Source organism: Nonomuraea sp. NPDC051191 (assembly GCF_044455665.1).
Classification (GTDB): domain Bacteria; phylum Actinomycetota; class Actinomycetes; order Streptosporangiales; family Streptosporangiaceae; genus Nonomuraea.
This window is the reverse complement of the sequence record NZ_JBITEZ010000011.1, coordinates 377,350-399,417: the sequence shown is the minus strand read 5'-3', so window position 1 is coordinate 399,417 and position 22,068 is coordinate 377,350. Positions and strand designations below refer to the sequence as shown.

Here is a 22,068-nt window from a genome sequence, read left to right as displayed (position 1 = left end):
TGCGTCCTGTTCTGCGTGGCCGGACGACGAGCGCGCGACTTGGATGGAGGGCACCAGGACAGGCGCCGGGCCTGTCCGTCCGGCTCAGGAGCGACCATGACCGCCATCAGGAACGTCGTGCTCGTGCACGGCGGTTTCGTGGGCGGATCCGGCTGGCAGGGCGTCTATGACGAGCTGACCAGGGACGGCTTCCGTGTCCACGTCGTGCAGCATCCGGCGCTGTCGCCGGCGGACGACGCCGCGCTGACCCGCCGGGTCCTGGACTCCCTCGACGGCCCGGCCGTCCTGGCCGGCCACTCCTACGGCGGGGTCGTCATCGGCGAGGCCGGCGCCCACCCCAACGTCACGTCGCTGGTCTACGTCGCCGCGTTCGTCGCCGACGAGGGGGAATCGGTCGGCGCCCTCATCGCCGCGTCGCCTCCGGGCGCTCCGGCGCCGCCCCTCCTCCCGCCGCGGGAGGGCCTGCTCTTCCTCGACCGTGACAGGTTCGCCGCCTCCTTCGCCGCCGACCTGCCCGGCCAGGTGGCCGCCTTCATGGCCGACTCCCAGGTCCCGTGGGGCGTGGACGCCCTGGACGGGCCGGTCGGCGAACCGGCCTGGCGGCACAGGCCCAGCTGGTACCTCGTCGCGACCGAGGACCGGATGATCCCGCCGCCGGCTCAGCGCTGGATGGCCGGGCGCGCCGGGGCGAAGGTCGTCGAGGTCATCGGCGGCCACGCCGTGCACGTCTCCCAGCCCGTCGTCGTCGCCGACCTCATCCGCGAGGCCACGGCCTGACGGCGTAGGAACTGAACCCATCAGTGAAAGGCCGGAACCCCTCATGACCCGCGTTCCCGAAGAAGGCGTGACCTCCGACCGCTGGGACGCCACCCCGGCGGACGCCGTCACCGTGATGGTGCGATCCGCCGGCCGCAGTGACGGCGGGTTCGATGGACGGGAGCCCTGGCGCAAGCGATCATGGCTGCATATGCCAGTAAATCAGCCAGTAAGGGCACTTTTCGGGCGAGAGTGCGAACAGCGGCGGCTCGGCGAGTTCGTGGACGGCGTCCGCCAGGGCGGCGGGGCGATGCTGGTGCGCGGCGAGGCGGGGATCGGGAAGTCCGCCCTGCTGCTGGACACCGCGAAGGTCGCCGCCGCGCGGGGCATGCGGATCCTGCGGACGGCGGGGGTGGAGTCGGAGACGCACATGCCCTTCGCCGGCCTCCACCAGGTGCTGCTTCCGCTGCGCACCGAGATCGGGCAACTGCCCGCCCCGCAGCGCGACGCGCTGGGAGCGGCGTTCGGACTGACCGACGCCCGGGTGCCGGACCCGTTCCTCATCGCCCTGGCGGCGCTGAACCTCCTGGGCGAGGCCGCCGCGCGCTCGCCCGTGCTGCTCCTCGTCGAGGACGCCCACTGGCTGGACCGCGCCAGCGCAGACGTGCTCGCGTTCGTCGCGCGCCGGCTGGACTCCGAACCCATCGTGCTGCTGGCCGCGATCCGCGACGGCTTCCCGAGTTCCCTCGACGGGGCAGGGCTGCCGGAACTGCTCCTCGACCGGCTCGACGACACCGCCGCGACCGCCCTGCTGGACGCCCACAGCCCCGCCCTGACGCCGACCGTGCGCACCCGATTGCTGCGCGAGGCGGCGGGAAACCCGCTGGCCCTGGTCGAGCTGCCGATCGCCGCGGAGACGCAGGACGGGAAGGGCCCCCTGCCGCCGGGCTGGCTCCCGCTGACCACCCGGCTGGAACAGACCTTCACCGCCCGCATGTCGGGACTGCCGCCGGTCCTGCGGACCATGCTGCTGGTGGCCGCGCTCAACGACAGCCCCGCACTCCCGGAGATCCTCGACGCCACCGCGCTGATCACCGGCGCGCCGGTCACGGCCGACGACCTGGCTCCCGCCGTCGCCGTGCGGCTGGTGGACGTGCACGAGGCCGGACTGTCGTTCCGGCACCCGCTCATGCGCTCGGCGATCTACCAGGGCGCGAGCATCTCCCAGAGGCGCGCCGCGCACGCCGCCCTGGCCGAGGTCCTGCACGACCGGCCGGACCGTCGCCTCTGGCACCGGGCGGCCTCCACCCCCAGGCCGGACGAGAGCATCGCCGCCGAGCTGGAGACCGCGGCCGCGAGCGTGCGGCGCCGGGGCGACCTGCTGTCGGCCGTCGCGGCGCTGGAGCACGCGGTCAGGCTCAGCGAGGACCCCGCCCACCGGTGCGAACGCCTGGTGCGGGCCGCCGAGTACGCGGCCGAGATGGGACGCCGCGACGTCGTCACGCGCCTGCTCGGCGAAGGCGAGTCGCTGCGGCTGTCGGCCCGGCAGCGGGCCCGCATCACGTGGATCCGCGAGACCTTCGAGGACGGCATCCGTGACGACAGCGCGGCCGCCCATTCGCTGGCCGACCTCGCCGAGAGCATGGCGGCCCAGGGAGACGTCGATCTCGCGCTGAAACTCCTGTCCAGCGCGTCCTTGCGGTGCTTTTGGGCCCATGCCGACGAGCGGTCGCGGCAACGCGTCGTCACCGTGGCCGAGAGCCTGCCCGTCGACGAACTGGACGGGCGGTTGCTGACGGTCCTGGCGTTCGCGGCCCCCGTCGAGCGCGGCGAGGTCGTCATCGAGCGGCTTCGCCACCTGGCCGCCCACCCGGCCGGCGGCCCGGCTGCTCGGCTGCTCGGCAGTTCGGCGTTGATGGTGGGGGCGTTCGACCTGTCGGAGGAGTTCTGCGCCGCGTCGCTGCCCGTCCTGCGCTCGCAGGGCCGGCTCAGCCTCCTGGCACGGGACCTCGGGGCGCAGGCGTGGAGCGCGGCCCGGCTGGCCGACCTGAGCGTGGCCATCCCCGCCGCCGAGGAGGCGGCCCGCCTGGCGTACGAGACGTCCCAGCCGCTGATGCACGCCATCGCCCAGGCGTCGGGCGCGATGCTCGCCGCGCTGCGCGGCGAGCAGGATCGCGTGGAGAGCCTCGCGGTGGCGGCCGAGCAGGTGGCGCTGCCCGTCGGAGCCCGTCCGGTGCTGGCCACGGTGCAGCTCGCGCGCGGCCTGGCCGCGCTGGGCGAGGGACGGTACGGCGACGCCTTCGACCACCTGCGACGGATGCACGACCCCGCCGACCCGGCCTTCCACCTGGCGCTGCGCTGCTTCTCCCTGGCCGAGCTCGCGGACGCCGCGGTGCACAGCGGTCAAGGTCACGCGGTGGCGGGCATCGTCGAGGAACTGGCGGCGGTCGCGCTCACCACGCCGTCGTCGTCCTTGCACGCCGACCTGCGCTACGCCCGGGCCGTCCTGGCCGACGAGGCGGCGGCGGAACCCTACTTCGACGCCGCGCTCGCCGCCGACCTGCGACGATGGCCCTTCGTCCGGGCCCGGGTGCAGCTGGCGTACGGGGAGTGGCTGCGGCGCCAGCGGCGGACGGCCGAGTCGCGGGCGCCCCTGCGCATGGCCCGCGAGACGTTCGACGCCTTGGGGGTGATCCCCTGGAGCGAGCGGGCACGTCAGGAGCTGCGGGCCTCCGGCGAGAGCAGCCGCACCCGCACCAGTGAGCCGCGCGACGTTCTGACCGCGCAGGAGCTCCAGATCGCCCAGATGGCGGCCGACGGTCTGACGAACCGGGAGATCGGCGAGAAGCTGTATCTGTCCCGCCGGACCGTCAGCTCCCACCTCTACCGGATCTTCCCCAAACTGGGCGTCACCTCGCGGTCGGCGCTGAACTCGGCCCTGCGCGCGTCCCTCTGACCTCACCGCCGCGCTGCGGTTGACACTGGGTGACGCCAAGTGACGCTGGGTGACGCAGTCATGTGACGCTCGCCGGGCCCGCGGAGGGCTTCCTACGGTGAGGCCATGACCACAGGCACATCGTTCAAGAACGGCAGCACGCCGACCGTCGTCCTGGTCCACGGCGCCTTCACGGACGCGTCGAGCTGGGCGGGCGTGATCGCCGAGCTCCAGGAGTCCGGCATCCCCGTCACCGCGGTGGCCAACCCGCTGCGCGGAGCGGCCACCGACGCCGCCTACCTGGCCGGCGTCGTGGCCGCCATCGACGGTCCGGTCCTGCTGGTGGGGCACTCCTACGGCGGTGTGGTCATCACCGTGGCCGCGGCCGAGCTGGACAACGTCGTCGGGCTGGTCTACGTGGCCGCCTTCGCCCTGGAGGAGGGGGAGAGCGTGCTGGACGTCACGGGCCGTTTCCCCGACAGCCTGCTGGGCCCGGCGCTGCGGCCGGCCGTCCTCCGCACGCCCGACCGGGCGGAGGCCGTGGAGCTGTACCTCAGGGAGGACCGGTTCCCCGCCGTGTTCGCCGCCGACCTGCCCGAGCGCCTCACCTCGGTGGCGGCCGCCGCGCAACGCCCGATCGCGGCCGTGGCGTTCGAGGAGAGCTCTCCGGACGCGAGCTGGAAGACCCTGCCGTCCTGGTACGTCGTGGCCACCGCCGACCAGGCGATCCATCCCGGCGCACAACGTTTCATGGCCCGGCGCGCCGGGGCCGACACCGTCGAGGTCGAGGCGTCGCACGCGATCGCGCTGTCACGACCGGCAGCCGTGGCCGGTCACATCCGCACCGCCGCGACCGCGCCCCACGCGGTCGGGCACACCCGTCCGGCACAGAGGAGCAACCGATGAGCGCATCGACCATCCCCGTCATCTTCATCCACGGTCTGTGGCTGCACGCCACCTCCTGGTCCTCCTGGATCGAGCTGTTCACGGCCGCCGGGTACGACGCCACGGCCCCCGGCTGGCCGGGCGACGGCGACAGCGTCGAACTGTCCAGGAAGGACCCCGACAGCATCGCCGACCACGGCATCGACGACGTCGTCGCCCACTACACGGAGATCATCAACGCCCTGGACGTCAAGCCGATCCTCATCGGCCACTCCTTCGGCGGCATGATCGCCGAGAAGCTGCTCGGGCAGGACCTGGCCAGGGCCGCGATCGCGATCGACGCCGCCCAGATCAAGGGCGTGCTGCCGCTGCCGCTGTCGGCGCTGCGCTCGACGCTGCCGGTGTTCCGGAACCCGGCCAACAAGCACCGGGCCGTCTCCCTCACCCTCGACCAGTTCACCTACGCGTTCGGCAACGCCGTCCCGCCGCAGGAGGCCGCCGAGCTGTACGAACGCTGGACCATCCCCGCGCCGGGCAAGCCGCTGTTCGAGGCCGCCGCCGCCAACTTCTCCCCCCACTCGCCCGCCAAGGTCGACACCGGCAACAACGTCCGGGGGCCGCTGCTCCTGATCGCCGGTGGCAGGGACCACACCGTCCCGGAGACCGTCACCAAGGCGACACTCAAGCAGTACCGGGACTCCACCGCGATCACCGACTTCCAGGAGTTCCCCGATCGCGGCCACTCGCTGACCATCGACCACGGCTGGCGCGAGGTCGCCGACGCCTGCCTGACCTGGCTCGCCGAGAACGGCCTGCGGACGAGCTGAGCACGCCCCGCGGCGTTGACCACCTTCCCCGGCCGACGCCGCGGCCGCGCGGCCGCTTGACCCTGACGCAGGGTCAATGTCCCAGCATGGCGGCATGACCACGACAACCCGTACGAACCGCACCCCGTCCGGCGACCTGACGGTCCACCACGACGGCGTCACGATCCCGCTGTCCCGCGGCGGACGGGGACGCCCGCTGGTGTTGTGCCCCGGACTGAACTCCACCCAGGACGGCCTGCGCGAGCTGATCGAGCTGCTGCGGCGCGACCACGAGGTGGTGACCTTCGACCTGCGGGGCCACGGCCTCACCTCGGCCGCCGACCGGTACTCCTTCGAGGCGTTCCTCGGTGACCTGGACGCCGTGATGGCGCGGGTGGGACGGCTCGGCCTCGACCAGGCCCCCGTGCTCGTGGGCTACTCGCTGGGGGCGGACCTGGCCGTGCACCACGCCGCCGCCCATCCCGGGAGCGTCGCCGGGCTCGTTCTGATCGACGGCGCGAACCCGGTGCCCGAGCCGTTCCTCACCGAGGACACCCTGCCGGAGTTCCGCGCGATGTGGACGGAGCTGGCTGCCCGGCAGCGGGCCGAGCACGGCACCCCGCGCCAGGTGCTGCTCACCGCCGAGCAGATCCTCGACCTGAACGTCGAGATCGACGAGGTCCGGTCCGGCATCCTGTCCCGGTACGGGAGCATCGACCGGCCGATCACCATGATCATGTCGACCTCGATGGCGGGCGGCGGCGACGAGCGGGCGGCGCGGTTCGACCGGAACTGGCGGGCCGGGGTCGAACGGCTGGTCCGGCGGCGGCCGCACATCGCCACGTCCTGGGTCGACGCCGGGCACGGGCTGGTCTTCACGCACGCCGCGCAGGTGGCCCGGATCGTCGGCCGGGCGGCCTCCTGACCACTTCTGGGAGGCTGGTGCGGTGCTGACCATCGGGGAGCTGGCGTCGTACGCGGGGGTGACCGTGCGGGCGGTGCGGCACTACCACGCCAAGGGGCTGCTGCCCGAGCCGGAGCGGGACCGCTCCGGCTACCGCAGGTACGACGCCGCCGCCGTGGTCGAGCTGATCAGGATCCGCACCCTGGCCGAGGCCGGGGTGCCGCTCGCCCGGGTGCGGGAGCTGCTGGGGGCCGGGGAGGAGCAGTTCGCCGCCGCGCTCGCCGACATCGACCGGCGGCTGCTCGCCGAGATCCGGCAGCGGCGGCGCCACCGGGAGCGGATCGCCCGGCTGGCCGCCGGGGACAGCCTGGCGCTGCCGCCGGAGGTGGTCGGGTACCTCGACCGGCTGCGGGCCCTCGGCGTGGACGAACGGATCGTCCGGGCCGAACGCGACGGCTGGATCCTGCTGGCCGCGCACTCGCCCGGCCGCGTGCCGGAATGGATGGCCCGCAAGCGGGAGCAGCTCGCCGACCCGGACTTCACCGGCTTCTTCCGCATCCTGAGCCGGGCCCTCTCGCGCTCCGCCGACGACCCGCGGCTGGCCGGGATGGCCGATGAGCTGGCCGCCTACCTCACCCGGCTGGCCGCGGAGCGGGGCGCGGGCTACGTGGACGACCTCGACGTCGAGCCGTCGTTCGTGCAGCTGATGGACGGCCTGGCGTTCGACGCCGTCCCACCCGCGCGCCGGCTGATCGAACTGCTGCGGCGGCGCGGCTGGACCGGCTGGACCAGGCTGGAACGCGTGGACCCGCCGCCCGGCTCGTGACGCCCGGCGGCCGGCTCAGCCGTCGAGGAAGCGCTCCAGCTCCGCGGTGACGAAGCGGGGGTTCTCCTCGACCAGCCAGTGCCCGGCGCGCGGCACGTCCACCGCGCGGACGATCTTCGTCAGCCGCGCGGACACCGTGGCCCGGATCGCGTCGAGCTGCCCTTGGGCGGTCATGAGCAGGGCCGGGACACCCACCGGCGCCGCCGCCTTCGTGTCGCGGACGTCCTGGTCGAGAGCGCGGTAGAGCTCGAAGCCGCCCGACAGGGCCGCCGGCCGGCTGTAGGTCCTGGCGTACTCGGTGATCTCGGCCTCGGTGAACGGCGACCTGCCGGAGGTGCCGCCGAACGCCGTCCCGCCGTAGGAGACCTGGGGGTAGAACAGCGCCAGGTACTCGCGGACGTCGTCGCCCACCACCGCCTCGGGCACCCGTCGCTGGGAGTGGAAGGCGATGTGCCAGCTCAGCGACCGGTACGTGGCCGCGTCGACGGCCGGGCCGGGCAACGGCAGGTCCAGGTAGCCGAGGCGGGCGGTGTCGCCGGGGAACTGTGCGGCGTACTGGAACGCCACCGCGGCGCCGAAGTCGTGGCCGACGACGGCGGCGTCCCGGACGCCGAGCCGGTCGGCGATCAGCTTGTGCACGTACCGGGCCAGGGTGGCCTTGTCGTAGCCGGTCGGCGCGCCGGTGCTGTCGCCCAGCCCCGGCAGGTCCACGGCGTAGACGGTGTGGTGCCTGGAGAGCTCCGGCATGATCGGCCACCAGCCGTACCAGGTCTGTGGCCAGCCGTGCAGCAGCACCACCGGCGAGCCGCCGCCGCCCTTCACGTAGTGCATGCGCACGCCGTCGACGTCGGCGAACCCGTGCCGGAACGTGCTCCCGAACCGCGGATCGTCCTGGGTGGCGGCGGCGTACGAAGGCGCGCCGGCGGCGGTCGGCGTCGAGCAGGCGGCGGTGATCGAGAGCAGGAGGGCGAGCGCGACGGCCGCCACCCTGGAACGGGCCGGGCGGCCCGGCGCCCGCCGCAATACGGTGATCATGTGGTCCTGTCCTGAGAGTGGTGGCGTCAACGGCCGGTCGTGCCGTCGATCAGTTCGCGGAGGATGTCGGCGTGCCCCGCGTGGCGGCCGGTCTCCTCGATCATGTGGGCGAGCGCCCACCGCACGCTGGGCGCGGGACGGCCCGGCCGTGGGCGGGGGAGCGGCGCGCCGAGGTCGGCGCACGTGTCGAGCACGGCGTTCGCCTGTTCGACCGCCTCCCGGTAGCGGGCGACGACGTCGGCCGCACTGTCGTCCGGCGCGGCCCGGAACGTCGCGGGCCAGGAGGTGACCTCCGCGCCGAGGAAGATGGCGCGTTCGACGTGGGTCAGGTGGTGCAGCAGGCCGAACAGGTTCGTGCCCGAGGGCACGGCGGCGGTCCTCGCCCGCGGTTCGGGGGCGCCCTCGACCTTCGCGGCGATCGAGGAGCGCAGGTAGTCGAGGAAGCCGCGCAGGGTCTCCGTCTCGCTGCTCCCGGTGCGGGGCGGCGGGGTGTCGCGACGGCGCACGGGTCTCTCCCTTCCTGGTTCTGTACGGGGGGCCTGGTTCTGTACGGGGGCCTGGTTCTGTACGAGGGTCAGCCGGTCCGGCGGACGAGCAGGACGTGGTCGGTCACCTCGGCGGTGCGCCCGTCCGGTCCGGTGGCCAGGCGGCGGGGCGCGTCGGCCCGCTCGGTCGTCCAGGTCGCCGCGTCCAGGGCGAGGCCGGCGGCGACCTCCTGGGGGCTCGGGTGGCGTATGCCGGGGTCCTGGTTCCACGACCAGGGCGCGGTCGAGCCGTGGTCGACGACCAGCAGGCGCCCGCCGGGACGCAGGGCGCGCGCGGCCGAGCGCAGGACGGCGGTGCGGTCCAGGTCGTCCGGCGTGTGCAGGTAGTGGGCGCAGATCAGGTCGAACGCGCCGGAGGGGAAGGACGTGCCCAGGTCATGACGTACGGGGGTGAGCCGGTCGTCCAGGCCGTGCCCGCGCGCCAGGGCGGCCAGCCGATCGACCGCCACGGCCGAGACGTCGGCGGCGGTGACCCGCCAGCCCCGGCCGGCCAGCCACAGGGCGTCGCCGCCCTCCCCGCATCCCAGGTCCAGCGCGTCGCCGGGCGGCAGGCCCGCGACCAGTTCGGTGAGGCGGGCGTTCGGCCGCGGATCGGTCGCGGCGGGACGTGCCGCGTACACGTCGTCCCAGAACTCGCTCATCGAGACTCCTTCCGTCGGTGTGTGCTCCATCCGACCAGGGGACCGCCGATCTGGCACGAAAACTTGCGGTTATGGCAAGATGCCTGCATGCAGGACGACGTGGACGAGGTGCTGGGCGCGGTCGGGCCGCGCCTTCGCGCGCTGCGCCGTCATCGGGGCATCACCCTCGCCGACCTGGCGACGACGACCGGGGTCTCGGAGAGCACGCTGTCCCGGCTGGAGAGCGGGCAACGCCGGGCGACGCTGGAGCTGCTGCTCCCGCTGGCCCGCGTCTACGACGTCCCGCTGGACGACCTGGTCGGCGCCCCGCGCACCGGCGACCCCCGGATCCACCTCAAGCCGATCACCAGGTTCGGCATGACGTTCGTGCCCCTGTCCCGGCGGCCGGGCGGGATCCACGCGTTCAAGATGATCATTCCGCCGCGGGCCGAGCCGCTCGATCCGACCCCGCAGACCCACGACGGTTTCGAGTGGCTCTACGTCCTCACCGGCAGCCTGCGGCTCGTCCTCGGCGACCGCGACCTGATGCTGCCGGCCGGCGAGGCGGCCGAGTTCGACACGTCCATGCCCCACTGGCTGGGCAGCGCCGACGGCGGCCCGGTGGAGCTGCTCATCCTGTTCGACCCGCAGGGGATGCGCACGCACATCCACGCCGACCCGCACCGGCCCGCTCGCTGACGCGTCCGGCGGCCCATCCACGGCCTGACCTTCACTTTGTTGCGGACAACAGGTGCCGAAGCCCATTTTCGGGGGAGAAGGGAGTGGCTTCGAGTGCCTAGTGATGGGAGTGGTGACCGTGAAGGGGTCCGGGGGAGCGATTCGGGTCGGTGTGGAGGAGGAGTTCCACATCATCGACGCGAACACACGCCGGGTGACCGCGCGGGCGGGGGTGCTGCTGAGCGCGCTGCCAGAGGAGAGCTTCACGCACGAGCTGCAGCGGTCGATGGTCGAGGCCAACAGCGCGCCTTTCCTGGACCTGGACGACCTGGCCCGCGACCTGTGCCGGCTGCGGCGCAGGCTGATCGGCACCGCCGACGAGCTGGGGCTGGGGATCGCGGCGGTCGGCACGCCGCAGCTCGCCGACCTGGACGAGGTGAAGGTCTCCCCTGACCAGCGTTACGAGAAGATGCTCAGCGACTTCCAGGTGCTGACCCGTGAGCAGCTCATCTGCGGCACGCACGTGCACGCCGAGGTGCCCGACCCCGATCTGGCGGTCGTGGTGGCGCACCGGCTGACGCCCTGGCTGCCGCCGCTGCTCGCGCTCAGCGCCAGCTCGCCGTTCTGGGACGGGGCCGACACCGGCTACGCCAGCTATCGCACGCTCGTGTGGCAGCGGTGGCCGACGGCGGGGCCCATGGGCAGGTTCGACTCGGCGGCCGACTACCAGGAGATGGTGCGGGGGCTGATCCGGTCAGGGGTGATCACCGATCCGGGGATGATCTACTTCGACGTCCGGCCCTCGCAGCACGTGCCGACCGTGGAGCTGCGGATCTGCGACGCGTGTCCCCGGGTGGAGGACGTCGTGCTGATCGCCGGGCTGTTCCGGGCTCTGGTGGCCAGGGAGCTGGCGGCCGCGCGCCGCGGTCACGGGCCGGAGGTGCAGCTGGAGGCGGCGCGCGCGGCGACCTGGCAGGCCGCCCGGTGGGGGCTGGAGGGTGAGCTGGTCGATCCGGTGCACGGGGTGCCGCGCCCGGCGGGGGAGGTGGTCGAGGGCCTGGTGGCGGGCCTGCGTCCGCAGCTGGAGGCGGCCGGGGACTGGGAGCTGGTGACCGGGCTGACCCGGCAGATCCTGGGGACGGGCACGTCCGCGGCCCGGCAGCGGTCGGCGTTCGCGAGGCGGGGCAGCCTGGTGGACGTGGTCGACCTGGTGCTCAGCGAGACCCGCGTGTGCGAGTGGGACCGGCCGACGGGGGACCACGACCTCCCTTCGTGCCGTCCGGCGGCTTGATGACGGACGTTCGGCGAGGCGGGGGGCTGAGGCATGTGCGGGTTGAGCGGCGAGTTCAGGTTCGACGGCGAGGAGGCCGACGTCGGCGCGGTGGGCCGGATGACCGACGCGATGCACGATCGCGGGCCGGACGGCTCCGGCCTGTGGGCGCAGGGGCCCGTCGCGATGGGCCACCGGCGGCTCAAGATCATCGACCTGTCGGAGAAGGCCGCCCAGCCGATGGTGGACGCCGGGCTCGGCCTGGCGGTGGTGTTCAACGGCTGCCTGTACAACTACCGTGAGCTGCGCGAGGAGCTGCGCGGCGCGGGCTACCGGTTCTACTCCACCTCCGACACCGAGGTACTGCTGAAGGCGTACCACCGGTGGGGGGTCGCCTGCGTCGACCGGTTCAAGGGCATGTTCGCCTTCGCCATCCACGAACGCGACAGCGGCCGGCTGGTCCTCGGCCGCGACCGGCTCGGGATCAAGCCCATGTACGTGACCCGCGACGCCCGCCGCCTGCGCTTCGCCTCGACCCTGCCCGCGCTGGTCGCCGGCGGCGGCACGGACACCGGGATCGACCGGGTGGCGCTGCACCACTACATGACCTTCCACTCGCTCGTGCCCGGCGAGCGCACGATCCTCGCCGGGGTGCGCAGGCTGCCGGCGGCCACCGTCCGGGTCGTCGAGGCGGACGGCACGAGCGTCGATCACCGCTACTGGAACCCGTCCTACACCCGCTCGGCCCTGCCCGAGCAGGCCGGGCTGAGCGACGAGGAGTGGCGGCGGGCCACCCTGGAGGCCCTGCGCACGGCGGTGCGCCGGCGGATGGTCGCCGACGTGCCGGTGGGCGTGCTGCTCTCCGGCGGCCTGGACTCCAGCCTCATCGTGGCGCTGCTGGCCGAGGAGGGGCAGAGCGGCCTGACCACCTTCAGCATCGGCTTCGAGCCGGCCGGCGGCGAGCAGGGCGACGAGTTCGCCTACTCCGACCTGGTGGCCGACCGGTTCGGCACCGACCATCACCGCATCAGGATCCCCGACGCCCGCCTGCCGGCGGGGCTGGAACGGGCGGTGGGCGCCATGAGCGAGCCGATGGCCAGCCACGACTGCGTCGCCTTCTACCTGCTGTCGGAGGAGGTCGCCCGGCATGTGAAGGTCGTCCAGTCGGGCCAGGGCGCCGACGAGGTGTTCGCGGGCTACAGCTGGTTCCCGCCGCTGGCGGACGTGCCGCGCGAGCAGGCGGCCGACGTCTACCACCGGGAGTTCGCCGACCGTCCGCACCACGAGCTGTCCGGCGTCCTGACGCCCGGCTACCTGGTGGAGCAGGACGTCAGCGGCGACTTCATCAGGGACCACGTGGCGCGTCCGGGCGCCGACACCGCGCTCGACGCCGTCCTCCGCCTGGAGACCACGGCCATGCTCATCGACGATCCGGTCAAACGGGTCGACAACATGACCATGGCCCACGGACTGGAGGCCCGCACGCCGTTCCTCGACCACGAGCTGGTCGAGCTGGCCGCCGCCTGCCCCGACGGGCTCAAGCTGGCCCACGGCGGCAAGGGCGTGCTCAAGGACGCCGCCCGCCGGCTGCTGCCCGCGCAGATCATCGACCGGCCCAAGGGCTACTTCCCGGTGCCCGCCGTCCGGCACGTCGAAGGGGACCTCCTGGAGCTCGTCCGGGACGCGCTCACCAGTCAGGCCGCCCGCTCGCGCGGCCTGTTCCGGCCGGAGTTCGTCCGGCGGCTGCTGGCCGACCCCGAGGCCGACAGGGCGACGACGGGCGTCAGCACGCTCTGGCAGCTCGGCCTGCTCGAACTGTGGCTCCAGGCCCACCACGTGTGATGCCGGACATCCTCGGCGGCCTGTCGCACCTGCCGTCACCCGCCGCGCTGGACGCCTGGAGCTGCCGACGGCCGACCCTGGCGCCGGACAACAGCGCCGTGGCCTTCGTCAGCGACCGGGACGGCACACCCCGGCTGTGGGTCCAGCCGCTCGGCAAGGGCCTGGACGCCTGGGAGATCGACACCGGCCCCCAGCCGGTCGTGGACGTGAGCTGGGGGCCGACGGGCGAGCGGCTGGCCGTCCTGCTGGCCCCCGGCGGCGGCGAGCACACGCAGGTGTGGACCGTGCGGCCGCACGGCGGCGAGCTGCGGCCGCTCGCCCTCCCGCACGGGTCCGCCGCGCTCGTCCGGTGGACCGGCCGGGGCGAGTCGGTCCTGCTGGCCGAGACGTCCGCCACCGGCCTGACCCGGGCCGAGCTGGCCGACGCCGCCACCGGCGCGCGCCAGGTCATCGCCGTGGGCGAGCTGCTGTGGCCGGCCGCCGTCAGCCGCGACCACGCGCGCATGCTGCTGCGGCGCGGGCCGCGCGGACTGCGCCGGATGCACGCCGCCGACGCCCTGCCCGGCCATCCGCCGGGCGGCGAGCGCGACCTGCTGCCCGGCCTGCGCGGCTCGACCGACCAGGGGGCCCTGTCGCCCGACGGCGAGATCGCCTACCTGGTGTCGGACGCCGGCCGCGACCGGGCCGCGCTGCTGGCGGTGCGGCGCAACGCCTACCCCGTCGTGCTGGCCGAGCGGCCGGACGCCGAGCTGGACCAATTCGCGCTCAGCGCCGACGGCCGCCGCGCCGTCCTGGTGTGGAACGAGCACGGACGCTCGGCGCTGGACGTCGTCGAGCTGCCCGCCGCGCACGTCCGGCCGCTCCCGCCGCCGCCCGCCGACGTGGTCACCTCGGTCCGCGTCGCCTGGGACGGCGGCACGGCGGTGCTCGCCGCCGAGAGCCCCGAGGAGCCCTCGCACGTTCTGCTGTGCGACCTGTCCGCCGGGACGTACCGGTACGCCGCCGGGGCCGGCCGGCTTCACGAGGCGACGGGCGCCGAGCTGCTGCGCTTCCCGGCCCGCGACGGGCTGGAGCTGGCCGCCTGGCTCTACCGTCCCGCGCACGCGCAGGGGCCCGCGCCGTTCGTCGTGTCGCTGCACGGAGGGCCGGAGGACCAGGAACGTCCCACCTTCAACCCGCTCTACCAGAACCTCCTGGCGGCCGGGATCGGCGTGCTGGCGCCCAACGTACGCGGTTCGGGCGGGTACGGGCGGGCCTTCCGCCAGGCCGACGACCTGGCGCTGCGCTTCCGCGCCGTCGAGGACGTCGCCGACTGCGCCGCGGCGCTGGTGCGGACGGGCGCGGCCGACCCGTCCAGGCTGGCTTGCATGGGCTGGTCGTACGGCGGCTACCTGACCCTGGCCGCCCTCGTCACCCATCCCCGGCTCTTCCGCGCGGGTGTGGACATGAGCGGCATCGCCGACTTCGAGACCTTCTACGCCCGTACGGAACCGTGGATCGCCGCCGCCGCGGTGTCGGAGTACGGGCACCCGGAGACCGACCGGGACCTGCTGCGCGCCCTGTCCCCGCTGCGCGCCTTCGACCGGCTGACCGCCCCCCTCCTGGTCGTGCACGGGGCGCAGGACACCAACGTGCCGGTCCACGAGGCCCGGCAGGCGTTCGAGGCGGCCCGCGCCCGCGGGGTGCCGAGCGACCTGCTGATCTTCGAGGACGAGGGCCACGACATCCGCAACCGGTCCAACCGGATCAGCCTCGTCTCCAAGGTCCTGGACTGGCTGGACCACTACCTGTGGGCCTCTCCGTCCGCGCCTCGACCTTGATCGGGCGTACGGAGGCGGCCATCATGGTGGCGGTCCCGTCGTCGTGGAGGCACGGCGCGACTCCGCGGCCCCGTCCTCCGCCCACCGGCCCGGAAGGACCGCGCGTGACCGACCTCGACACCCGCCTGCGCGCCTGGCGGCACGACCTGCACCAGTGCCCCGAACCGGCCTTCGCGGAGCACGCGACGAGCGCCTACGTCGCCGGGACGCTGGAGGCGGCGGGCCTCGACGTCGTCCGGGGCGTCGGCGGCACGGGCGTCGTGGCCTCCCTGTCCAGGGGTGGCGGCGACCGCGCCATCGGGCTGCGGGCCGACATGGACTGCCTGCCGCTCGACGAGCCGGGCACCCGCGCCCACGCCTCCCGCAACCCCGGCTTCATGCACGCCTGCGGCCACGACGGACACATGGCGATGCTCCTCGGCGCCGCCGCCGTCCTCGCCGCCGAGGGCGGCTTCGACGGGACCGTACGGTTCGTCTTCCAGCCCGCGGAGGAGCCCGGCCGCGGCGCGCGGGCCATGCTCGACGACGACCTGCTCGTACGCCTCCCCGTCCAGGCCATGTACGGCCTGCACAACCTGCCCGGCGTCCCCGCGGGCCACCTCCTGACCCGCGCCGGGGCCATCATGGCCGGGGAGGACAACTTCGAGATCCGTATCCGGGGACGCGGCGGCCACGCCGCCCGCCCGCACATGGTCGTCGACCCCATCGTCGTGGGCGCCGAGATCGTCCTGGCCCTGCAGACCGTCGTCGCCCGCAACGTCGACCCCGCGCTGCCCGCCGTCGTCTCCTGCACCGACTTCAGCACGGACGGCGTGCGCAACGCCATCCCCGGCGAGGTCGTCATCACGGGCGACACGCGCAGCTTCGACCCCGCCGTCGGCGAGCTCATCGAGGACCGGATCCGCCGGCTCTGCGAAGGCATCGGCGCGGCCCACGGCGCGACGTGCGCCGTCACCTACACCCGCGAGTTCGCCACCACCATCAACGACCCCGCCTGCGTCGCCGAGGCGGTCGGGGCGGCGGTCGCGGTCGCCGGCGAGGAACGCGTCGACCCGGACTGCGCGCCCGTCATGCCCAGCGAGGACTTCGGCGTCTTCGCCGAGGCCGTGCCGGCCTGCTTCGCCTTCCTCGGCAACGGCACCGAACCCGGCCGGGGCGGCGACCCGCTGCACAGCAGGCAGTACGACTTCAACGACGCCGTCCTGCGGACCGGGACGGACTTCTACGTGACGCTGGCCCGCCGCGTCCTGAGGGGCGACGCAGCCCCGGTGACCCCGGGCTGACCGCCCGGTTCCTCCGGCGTCCGCAGGTCGACGGGGCCGACGGGGTCGATGGGGTCGGTCGTCAGCCGGCGTCCCGGCGTGGGCCGGTCCACGTCTGCGTGACCGGGCCGTCCGGGAGCGTGATGTCCAGCTCGCGGCACCACGGTCCCGGCGGCGTCCAGCCCTCGGCCGGTCTGAAGGTCACGCGCAGCCGGCGGGCCGAGGGCGGGACCACCCCGCCCAGGTGACGGCTTCCGTGCGCGGCCCGCCTGCCCTCCGAGTCGTAGGCGCCGTTGTTGTCGCCGCTGTAGTCGGTGCCGAGGTCGTCCTCGGTGGACAACATCCAGTACCAGAAGAACGGCCCCTTGCTGTCCGTCTCGTCCTCCCGCAGCCCCGGGACGAACTCGTAGTGCAGCATCCCGCCGCCGTCCGACAGCTCCAGCCCGCGGGCGACCACGTGGTGGCCTTCCAGCAGCTCCCCGAGGTCGAGGTCGAAGGCGAGGTCGAGACGCCTCGACCCGTCCCACCTGGCGAAGTAGGCGTCGGTGGCCGTACGCGGCGGAATGCTGATCATGACCCCCATCTTGGGACATGTGGGAGAACCCGGCCAACCGGTATTCCGCGGCGCGCGCTCACCCGGCCGTGTGCGCGAGGACGGCGGCGGCCAGCTCCTCGTGCACCTCCGGCGGCAGCGTGTGCCCCATGCCCGCCACGATCATCAACCGCGCCCCCGGCACCTGCTCGGCGATCAGCGCGCCATGGCCCGGCTTGGCCGGCTCGTGGCTGCCCTCGATCACCAGCGTCGGCGCCTTGACCTGGCCCAGCACGCCCACCGGCTCGAAATCGGGCTTGGCGCCCGCCGCCAGCCGATGGTTGACCGTCGCCGACAGGTCCCGGGCCCGGTCGTAGATCCGCTCCTGCGACCGGCGCGCCGCGTCCTCGTCGAACGGCAGCCCGGTGCCGTGCAGCAGCCGCTGCTCGGCGATCATGCCGTCGATCGCCGCCCGCCGGTCCGCCGGCGGCGGGGACGCGATCAGCGCCTGGTAGAAGGCCACGAACTCCGGCGCCGGCTCCGGCAGGCTCCCCTCCGGCTGCGGCTGCCCGAGCAGCGCCCGCATGATCACCTGGCCCTCGCCGCCGCCCAGCGGCGAGGACCCGATCACCGTCAGCGAACGCACCCGCTCCGGCCGCTCCACCGCCACGAACTGCGCCAGCAGCCCACCGGCCGAATGACCGACGAGGTGCGCGCTGTCCAGGCCGTGCGCGTCCATCACCCGGTAGACGTCGTCCTTGATGGCCTCCCACGTGTACGGATTGGCCTCGAAGTCGACGGTGTCCGACATGCCGGTGTCGCGGTGGTCGTACCGGATGACCCGGCGGCCGCCGGCGGTCAGGCGGCCGACGAACTCGTCCGGCCACAGGACGCCCTGCGACATCGAACCCATGATCAGCAGAATCGGCTCGTCGTTCTCGGCGCCGAACTCTTCGCTCCAGATGTTCACGTTTTGCATGACTCAGATCCTGCCGTCGCCGGTTACCGGCGCCTTCTGTAGAACTACCAGTCGCGCCAGATCAGTACGGGAGCCGATGCCCAGCTTCGGATAGATCTTGTACAGGTGGTACTCGACCGTACGCGGGCTCAGGAAGAGCTGGGCGGCGATCTGCTTGCTGGACAACCCGTCGGCGACCAGGCCCGCGATGCGCAACTCCTGCGGGGTCAGCGCGTCGAGCACGGCCACCGGCGGCGCCTGCCCGCTCTCGCCCGCCGCCCGCAGCTCCTCCTGCGCGCGCCGCGCCCACGGCCGCGCGCCCGCCCGCTCGAACGTCTCCCACGCCATCCGCAGATGCGCCCGCGCCTCGCCGGGACGCTGCCCCCGGCGCAGCCGCTCGCCCAGCAGCAGGGCCGTCCTGGCCGCCTCGAAGGGGTTGGTGTGCAGGCGCAGCGCCTCCTCGAAGGCGTCCTCGCGGCCGTCGGCCAGACCCCGGCAGCGCGCCAGCAAGGCCCGCGACTCCGGCGTCGCCGCGTGCCGCGACCACCGCTCGTACGCCTCCAGCGCCGCCCGCGCGGCCGCCTCGTCACCCGCCCCGACGGCGGCCTCGACCCGGTCGGGGGTCGTCCGCCAGACCACGGCCGGATGCCCGGCGCCCGGTCCGGCCGCGGCGATGGCCGCGAACCGGTCGCGCGCCGCCGCGTGCCGGCCCAGGCACAGGTCGAGCAGCGCCGGCGCGTACGCCGCCACCCCCACCCGCAGCCCCACCCGATGCGGGACGGCGATGGCCAGCGCCTCGCGGGCCTGCCGCTCGCAGGCCTCCTCCTCGCCGCGCAGCGCCGCCACCACCGCCAGGTTGGCCAGGTGCGCGGCCACCGTGTTCTCGTAGCCGGCCTCGCGGGCCAGCTCCAGACCCTCCTCCGAGAGGGCCTGGCTGCGCGCCAGCCGTCCGGCCAGGCGTTCGGCGGTCGCCACGAACTCCAGCACGACCGGCAACTGCCCCGCCATGCCCGACACCCTGGCCACCTGCCCGGCCCGGCCGGTCAGCTCGGCGGCCAGGTCCGTCTCGCCGAGCTGGCTGGCCGCGGCCGCCGCCCACAGGTGTGCGGCCGCGTCCTCCAGCTCGCCGGCCCGCGCCAGCGCCCGCCGCAGCAGGCCGGGGCCGGTGGCGTCGCCGTCGAGGGTGAGGCCGATCCCGGCCACCGCGTCCCGCAGGAAACCCTCGGGGTGCGCCGCCGCCCGCCGGCCGAGCTCGACGATCATCGGGGTGTCGCCGACGTACGCGGCCGCCTCGGAGGCGTCGGCCAGCATGTCCAGGCTCTCGCCCGCCGCCAGGATGCGCACGGCCTCGGCGGCGTTGCCCGAGTTCAGCTCGAACCGGCCGCGGAGCTGGGCGATCTCCATGGTGACGGCGGCGTTCCCGGCGGCCCGTTCGCGCGCCTCGGCCAGCAGCGACTGCGCCTGGCCTGGACGGCCGCCGAGCCAGGCCGCGACCGCGGCGTCCTTCAGGCGGACGGCACGGGCGTCCGGCTCTGGGGTCAGCTCGGCGGCTCTGGCCAGGGCGGTGGCGGCGGCGCCGTACCCGCCGCGGTCGCGCGCCCGCCCGGCGGCGGCCACCAGCGCGGCCGCGACCTCCTCATCCTGGCCCAGGGCGGCCCCGGCCAGGTGCCAGGCGCGGCGGTCGTCGGCGGTCAGCTCCGCCAGGACGGCGTGCACCCGGCGCACCTCGGCCGGGGCGGCCGCCTCGTGCACCGCGGACCGGATCAGCGGATGGCGGAAGCGCACACTCGTGCCCGACACCTCCGCCAGCTCCCCCTCCTCCAACTCGGCCAACGCCGCCCGCCCAGCCCCCGCCTCCCCGGGAACCGGCGCCGCGCGCTCGGCGAGCAGCCGGTCGGCGGCGCGCAGGACCACGTCGAGGTCACCCTCGACGGCGGCGACCAGGGCGGTCAGCCGGGCGGGGGCCGACAACGCGGCCACCCGGTCGCCGAACAGCCGGGCGCCGCCGGGCAGCGGGTCGGGCAGCGGTTCGCGTCCGGCGAGCTGCGCGGGCGTCAGGCGGGCGGCGATCTCGCCCAGGGCCAGCGGGTTGGCGCCGGTCAGCGTGACGAGCTCGCGCCGCACCCGGACGGGCAGCACGCCATGGCGGGACTCCAGCAGCTCGTCCGCGGCGGCCTCGGCCAGCCCGCGCACCTCCACCGTCAGCGGCACGCCCTTGACCGGCGCGTCCCCGCGCACGGCGAGCAGCAGCGCGATCCGTTCGGTGGCCAGCCGCCTGGCGGCGAACAGCAGCGCGTCGGCCGAGGCCCGGTCGACCCACTGGAAGTCGTCCACCACGCAGACCAGCCCATCCGGCGCGGCCGCCTCGACCAGCAGCGAGAGCACGCCGGCCGCCAGCAGGAACCGGTCACCGTCCCCTCCGGCGGCCAGCCCCAGGGCCGCGCGGACGGCCACCCGCTGCGGCTCGGGCAACGCGTCGAGCGAGCCGGTCACCGGCCACAGAAGCTGGTGCAGCGAGGCGAACGCCAGGTCGGACTCGGACTCCACACCGGTGATCCGCAACACCCGCATCGCGCCGCCGCGCGCGGCCGCCGCGTCGAGCAGGGCCGTCTTGCCCGCCCCCGCCTCCCCGCGCAACACCACCGCGCCGCCGGAGCCCTCGCCGGCCCGCGCGATCACCTCGTCAAGGGCGCTGATTTCCGCAGATCTGCCGTAAAGCACAACCCCTTACTGTAAACGCGCCGCTCAGGCCGCCAAGACAGGGCGAGGCACGCGGCCCGGAACCCCGTCCGCCACACTGGACCCATGGAGTACGTCGGACGGGTGCCCGCGCCGCCGCTCGACCGGTTCATCGACGACATCTACTGCCTGACCGGAGTGCCGCGGCACCGCCGGATGAGTGTCCCGCCGATGCCGTCGGGACACCTGTTCATCAACCTGGGCGGCCCCACGCGCCTGTGGGACTCCGACCTTTCCGTGCCGCCGGCGGTGCTCGCCGACGGATGGTTCATGGGGATGTGGACCAGGCGGTTCCAGTACGAGTACCCCGCGCGGGTGCGGCTCGTCGGGGTGCACTTCAAGCCCTGGGGGCTGTCGCCGTTCGTCGGGGTGCCGGCGTCCGAGCTGCGCGACCGGTGGGTGCCGGTGGACGCCGTCTGGCAGCGGTTCGTGGACCGGATCCGCGAGCGGGCGGGCGACGTCGTCCCGGCGGCCGAGATCCTGCGGGTGGTGGAGGAGGAGCTGCGGTCGCGGTTCGCCGGGGCGGGGTCGCGCAACCTCGACCTCGTCCGGCACGCGGGCGACCGGCTGGAGACCTCGCACGGCGTCGTCCCGGTCGGCGCGCTGGCCGACGCCGCCGGGGTGAGCGGCAACCACCTGGCCGCGCAGTTCAGGTCCCATGTCGGCGTCACCCCGAAGCGGGTGGCGCGGATCTACCGATTCGCCCGGCTGATCCTGTCCGTGGACGCGCCGCGTCCGGTGGACTGGCCGGGGCTCGCCCACGCGGCGGGCTACTTCGACCAGGCCCACTTCGGCAGGGAGTTCAAGGACTTCACCGGACACACCCCGACGGAGTACCTGGCGCTGCGCCGCCGGTTCCCCGCCGAGCCGGGGTTCCCGCCGGACAACGGCCCGATGCCCGCCGATTGATTTTCTACAAGCCCGGCCGCCCCCGGGGGCGACAGGATCGGAGGCGAACGCGCGACGAGCACCGAGGAGACCCCGTGGGCACAGTGATCATGCACAACGTGACGTCGGTGGACGGCTTCATCGCCGACGACCACGACGCCGTCGGGCCCCTCCACGACTGGTACTGGAACGGCGACACCCCGATCACCCCGGACGACGACCAGGACTACGACCACTCCGGCACCGGCGGCCGCTTCCGGATGTCCAAGGCGTCGGCGGAGTACGTCGGGCCGATCTGGGCCTCGATCGGCGTGATCGTCATGGGCCGCACCCTGTTCGACCTGGTGAACGGCTGGGAAGGACGGCCGCCCGCGGGTGACCACGTGGTCGTGGTGTCCCACCGGCCCAAGCCCGAGGGCTGGCACCCCGAGGCGTCGTACCACTTCGCCGGCGACGTGACGGCCGCGGTCGCCAAGGCCCAGGAGCTCGCCGGCGACCGGGTCGTCAGCGTGAACGCCGGCGACGTCGGCGGCCAGATCCTCGCGGCCGGCCTGGTGGACGAGGTGGCGATGGACGTGGTGCCGGTGGTGTTCGGGTCGGGCAAGCGCTACTTCGGGCGCGTCGACGGGCGGCACCTGCTGGCCGGCCCGCACGTCGTCGTCCAGGGCGAGGGCGTGCTGCACCTGCGCTACAAGGTGCGCCGCTGACCCTGCCCGATGATCCGCGCCAGGTCCCTGCGGAACGCCGACCCGTCCAGCGAGGGGTGG

At 74.2% G+C, this 22,068-nt stretch carries 19 protein-coding genes; 13 read left to right on the top strand and 6 right to left on the bottom strand.

From position 1 onward, the window contains the following. Nucleotides 1-96: 96 nt before the first annotated feature. From ACIA8R_RS31845 to ACIA8R_RS31820, 6 genes are all read left to right on the top strand, one after another. Nucleotides 97-777, top strand: coding sequence for an alpha/beta hydrolase (locus ACIA8R_RS31845; protein ID WP_357708602.1), 681 nt, complete (start codon nucleotides 97-99; stop codon nucleotides 775-777). A gap of 43 nt (nucleotides 778-820) precedes the next feature. Then, the gene (locus tag ACIA8R_RS31840) at nucleotides 821-3,712 is read left to right on the top strand and encodes an ATP-binding protein (RefSeq protein WP_397041721.1); all 2,892 of its coding nucleotides are present in this window, start codon (nucleotides 821-823) and stop codon (nucleotides 3,710-3,712) included. Between the two features lie 105 nt (nucleotides 3,713-3,817). Beyond that, nucleotides 3,818-4,597, top strand: coding sequence for an alpha/beta fold hydrolase (locus ACIA8R_RS31835; protein ID WP_397041720.1), 780 nt, complete (start codon nucleotides 3,818-3,820; stop codon nucleotides 4,595-4,597). Beyond that, nucleotides 4,594-5,403, top strand: coding sequence for an alpha/beta hydrolase (locus tag ACIA8R_RS31830; protein WP_357708595.1), 810 nt, complete (start codon nucleotides 4,594-4,596; stop codon nucleotides 5,401-5,403). The genes ACIA8R_RS31835 and ACIA8R_RS31830 overlap by 4 nt, the downstream gene beginning before the upstream one ends. Before the next feature lie 94 nt (nucleotides 5,404-5,497). Further along, complete coding sequence (locus ACIA8R_RS31825; RefSeq protein ID WP_397041719.1) at nucleotides 5,498-6,307, top strand: alpha/beta fold hydrolase; 810 nt, start codon at nucleotides 5,498-5,500, stop codon at nucleotides 6,305-6,307. A 22-nt stretch (nucleotides 6,308-6,329) separates the two neighbouring features. Further along, a complete protein-coding gene (locus ACIA8R_RS31820) occupies nucleotides 6,330-7,112 on the top strand; it encodes a MerR family transcriptional regulator (protein ID WP_364103578.1) in 783 nt (260 codons plus the stop codon). Between the two features lie 15 nt (nucleotides 7,113-7,127). Here the strand turns inward: ACIA8R_RS31820 and ACIA8R_RS31815 are convergent, their stop codons facing one another. From ACIA8R_RS31815 to ACIA8R_RS31805, 3 genes are all read right to left on the bottom strand, one after another. After that, nucleotides 7,128-8,147, bottom strand: coding sequence for an alpha/beta fold hydrolase (locus ACIA8R_RS31815; RefSeq protein WP_397041718.1), 1,020 nt, complete (start codon nucleotides 8,145-8,147; stop codon nucleotides 7,128-7,130). 26 nt (nucleotides 8,148-8,173) lie between these two features. Then, entirely contained in the window at nucleotides 8,174-8,653 is a 480-nt protein-coding gene (locus ACIA8R_RS31810; RefSeq protein ID WP_397041717.1) for a DinB family protein, read from the bottom strand. Between the two features lie 68 nt (nucleotides 8,654-8,721). Beyond that, a complete protein-coding gene (locus ACIA8R_RS31805) occupies nucleotides 8,722-9,333 on the bottom strand; it encodes an SAM-dependent methyltransferase (protein ID WP_397041716.1) in 612 nt (203 codons plus the stop codon). Between the two features lie 87 nt (nucleotides 9,334-9,420). Between ACIA8R_RS31805 and ACIA8R_RS31800 the strand changes: the two genes are divergently transcribed. From ACIA8R_RS31800 to ACIA8R_RS31780, 5 genes are all read left to right on the top strand, one after another. Further along, complete coding sequence (locus tag ACIA8R_RS31800) at nucleotides 9,421-10,011, top strand: helix-turn-helix domain-containing protein (RefSeq protein WP_397041715.1); 591 nt, start codon at nucleotides 9,421-9,423, stop codon at nucleotides 10,009-10,011. Between the two features lie 151 nt (nucleotides 10,012-10,162). Next, entirely contained in the window at nucleotides 10,163-11,281 is a 1,119-nt protein-coding gene (locus ACIA8R_RS31795; protein WP_364103593.1) for a glutamate--cysteine ligase, read from the top strand. Nucleotides 11,282-11,314: 33 nt separating this feature from the next. After that, nucleotides 11,315-13,102 carry an N-acetylglutaminylglutamine amidotransferase gene (locus tag ACIA8R_RS31790; protein ID WP_397041714.1) on the top strand — a complete coding sequence of 596 codons (1,788 nt, stop codon included), beginning with the start codon at nucleotides 11,315-11,317 and terminating at the stop codon, nucleotides 13,100-13,102. Next, nucleotides 13,102-14,922 (top strand): S9 family peptidase, encoded by a 1,821-nt coding sequence (locus tag ACIA8R_RS31785; RefSeq protein WP_364103596.1) that lies wholly within the window; start codon nucleotides 13,102-13,104, stop codon nucleotides 14,920-14,922. The genes ACIA8R_RS31790 and ACIA8R_RS31785 overlap by 1 nt, the downstream gene beginning before the upstream one ends. Before the next feature lie 104 nt (nucleotides 14,923-15,026). Then, nucleotides 15,027-16,205, top strand: a complete 1,179-nt coding sequence (locus ACIA8R_RS31780; protein ID WP_397041713.1) for an amidohydrolase — start codon at nucleotides 15,027-15,029, stop codon at nucleotides 16,203-16,205. A gap of 61 nt (nucleotides 16,206-16,266) precedes the next feature. On the opposite strand, the gene ACIA8R_RS31775 is transcribed toward ACIA8R_RS31780, so the two are convergent. Genes ACIA8R_RS31775 through ACIA8R_RS31765 form a run of 3 tightly spaced genes read right to left on the bottom strand, consistent with a single transcriptional unit; the run spans nucleotide 16,267 to nucleotide 20,395 of the window. After that, nucleotides 16,267-16,758, bottom strand: a complete 492-nt coding sequence (locus tag ACIA8R_RS31775) for a hypothetical protein (RefSeq protein WP_364103602.1) — start codon at nucleotides 16,756-16,758, stop codon at nucleotides 16,267-16,269. A 58-nt stretch (nucleotides 16,759-16,816) separates the two neighbouring features. Next, the gene (locus ACIA8R_RS31770) at nucleotides 16,817-17,695 is read right to left on the bottom strand and encodes an alpha/beta fold hydrolase (protein ID WP_397041712.1); all 879 of its coding nucleotides are present in this window, start codon (nucleotides 17,693-17,695) and stop codon (nucleotides 16,817-16,819) included. Between the two features lie 3 nt (nucleotides 17,696-17,698). Beyond that, the gene (locus ACIA8R_RS31765; protein ID WP_397041711.1) at nucleotides 17,699-20,395 is read right to left on the bottom strand and encodes an AAA family ATPase; all 2,697 of its coding nucleotides are present in this window, start codon (nucleotides 20,393-20,395) and stop codon (nucleotides 17,699-17,701) included. Nucleotides 20,396-20,479: 84 nt separating this feature from the next. Here ACIA8R_RS31765 and ACIA8R_RS31760 point away from each other — a divergent pair, with 84 nt between their 5' ends. Further along, nucleotides 20,480-21,322: a DUF6597 domain-containing transcriptional factor gene (locus ACIA8R_RS31760; RefSeq protein ID WP_397041710.1), complete on the top strand. Its 843-nt coding sequence runs from the start codon at nucleotides 20,480-20,482 to the stop codon at nucleotides 21,320-21,322. A gap of 74 nt (nucleotides 21,323-21,396) precedes the next feature. After that, complete coding sequence (locus ACIA8R_RS31755) at nucleotides 21,397-22,008, top strand: dihydrofolate reductase family protein (RefSeq protein ID WP_397041709.1); 612 nt, start codon at nucleotides 21,397-21,399, stop codon at nucleotides 22,006-22,008. Nucleotides 22,009-22,068: the final 60 nt, after the last annotated feature.

Bases quoted from the DNA above. Each gene is read 5' to 3' on its own strand.
- ACIA8R_RS31785 (WP_364103596.1), top strand. From the start codon at position 13,102: ATGCCGGACATCCTCGGCGGCCTGTCGCACCTGCCGTCACCCGCCGCG.
- ACIA8R_RS31760 (WP_397041710.1), top strand. From the start codon at position 20,480: ATGGAGTACGTCGGACGGGTGCCCGCGCCGCCGCTCGACCGGTTCATC.
- ACIA8R_RS31805 (WP_397041716.1), bottom strand. From the start codon at position 9,333: ATGAGCGAGTTCTGGGACGACGTGTACGCGGCACGTCCCGCCGCGACC.
- ACIA8R_RS31815 (WP_397041718.1), bottom strand. From the start codon at position 8,147: ATGATCACCGTATTGCGGCGGGCGCCGGGCCGCCCGGCCCGTTCCAGG.
- ACIA8R_RS31835 (WP_397041720.1), top strand. From the start codon at position 3,818: ATGACCACAGGCACATCGTTCAAGAACGGCAGCACGCCGACCGTCGTC.
- ACIA8R_RS31770 (WP_397041712.1), bottom strand. From the start codon at position 17,695: ATGCAAAACGTGAACATCTGGAGCGAAGAGTTCGGCGCCGAGAACGAC.
- ACIA8R_RS31845 (WP_357708602.1), top strand. From the start codon at position 97: ATGACCGCCATCAGGAACGTCGTGCTCGTGCACGGCGGTTTCGTGGGC.
- ACIA8R_RS31775 (WP_364103602.1), bottom strand. From the start codon at position 16,758: ATGATCAGCATTCCGCCGCGTACGGCCACCGACGCCTACTTCGCCAGG.
- ACIA8R_RS31800 (WP_397041715.1), top strand. From the start codon at position 9,421: ATGCAGGACGACGTGGACGAGGTGCTGGGCGCGGTCGGGCCGCGCCTT.
- ACIA8R_RS31790 (WP_397041714.1), top strand. From the start codon at position 11,315: ATGTGCGGGTTGAGCGGCGAGTTCAGGTTCGACGGCGAGGAGGCCGAC.
- ACIA8R_RS31840 (WP_397041721.1), top strand. From the start codon at position 821: ATGACCCGCGTTCCCGAAGAAGGCGTGACCTCCGACCGCTGGGACGCC.
- ACIA8R_RS31830 (WP_357708595.1), top strand. From the start codon at position 4,594: ATGAGCGCATCGACCATCCCCGTCATCTTCATCCACGGTCTGTGGCTG.
- ACIA8R_RS31825 (WP_397041719.1), top strand. From the start codon at position 5,498: ATGACCACGACAACCCGTACGAACCGCACCCCGTCCGGCGACCTGACG.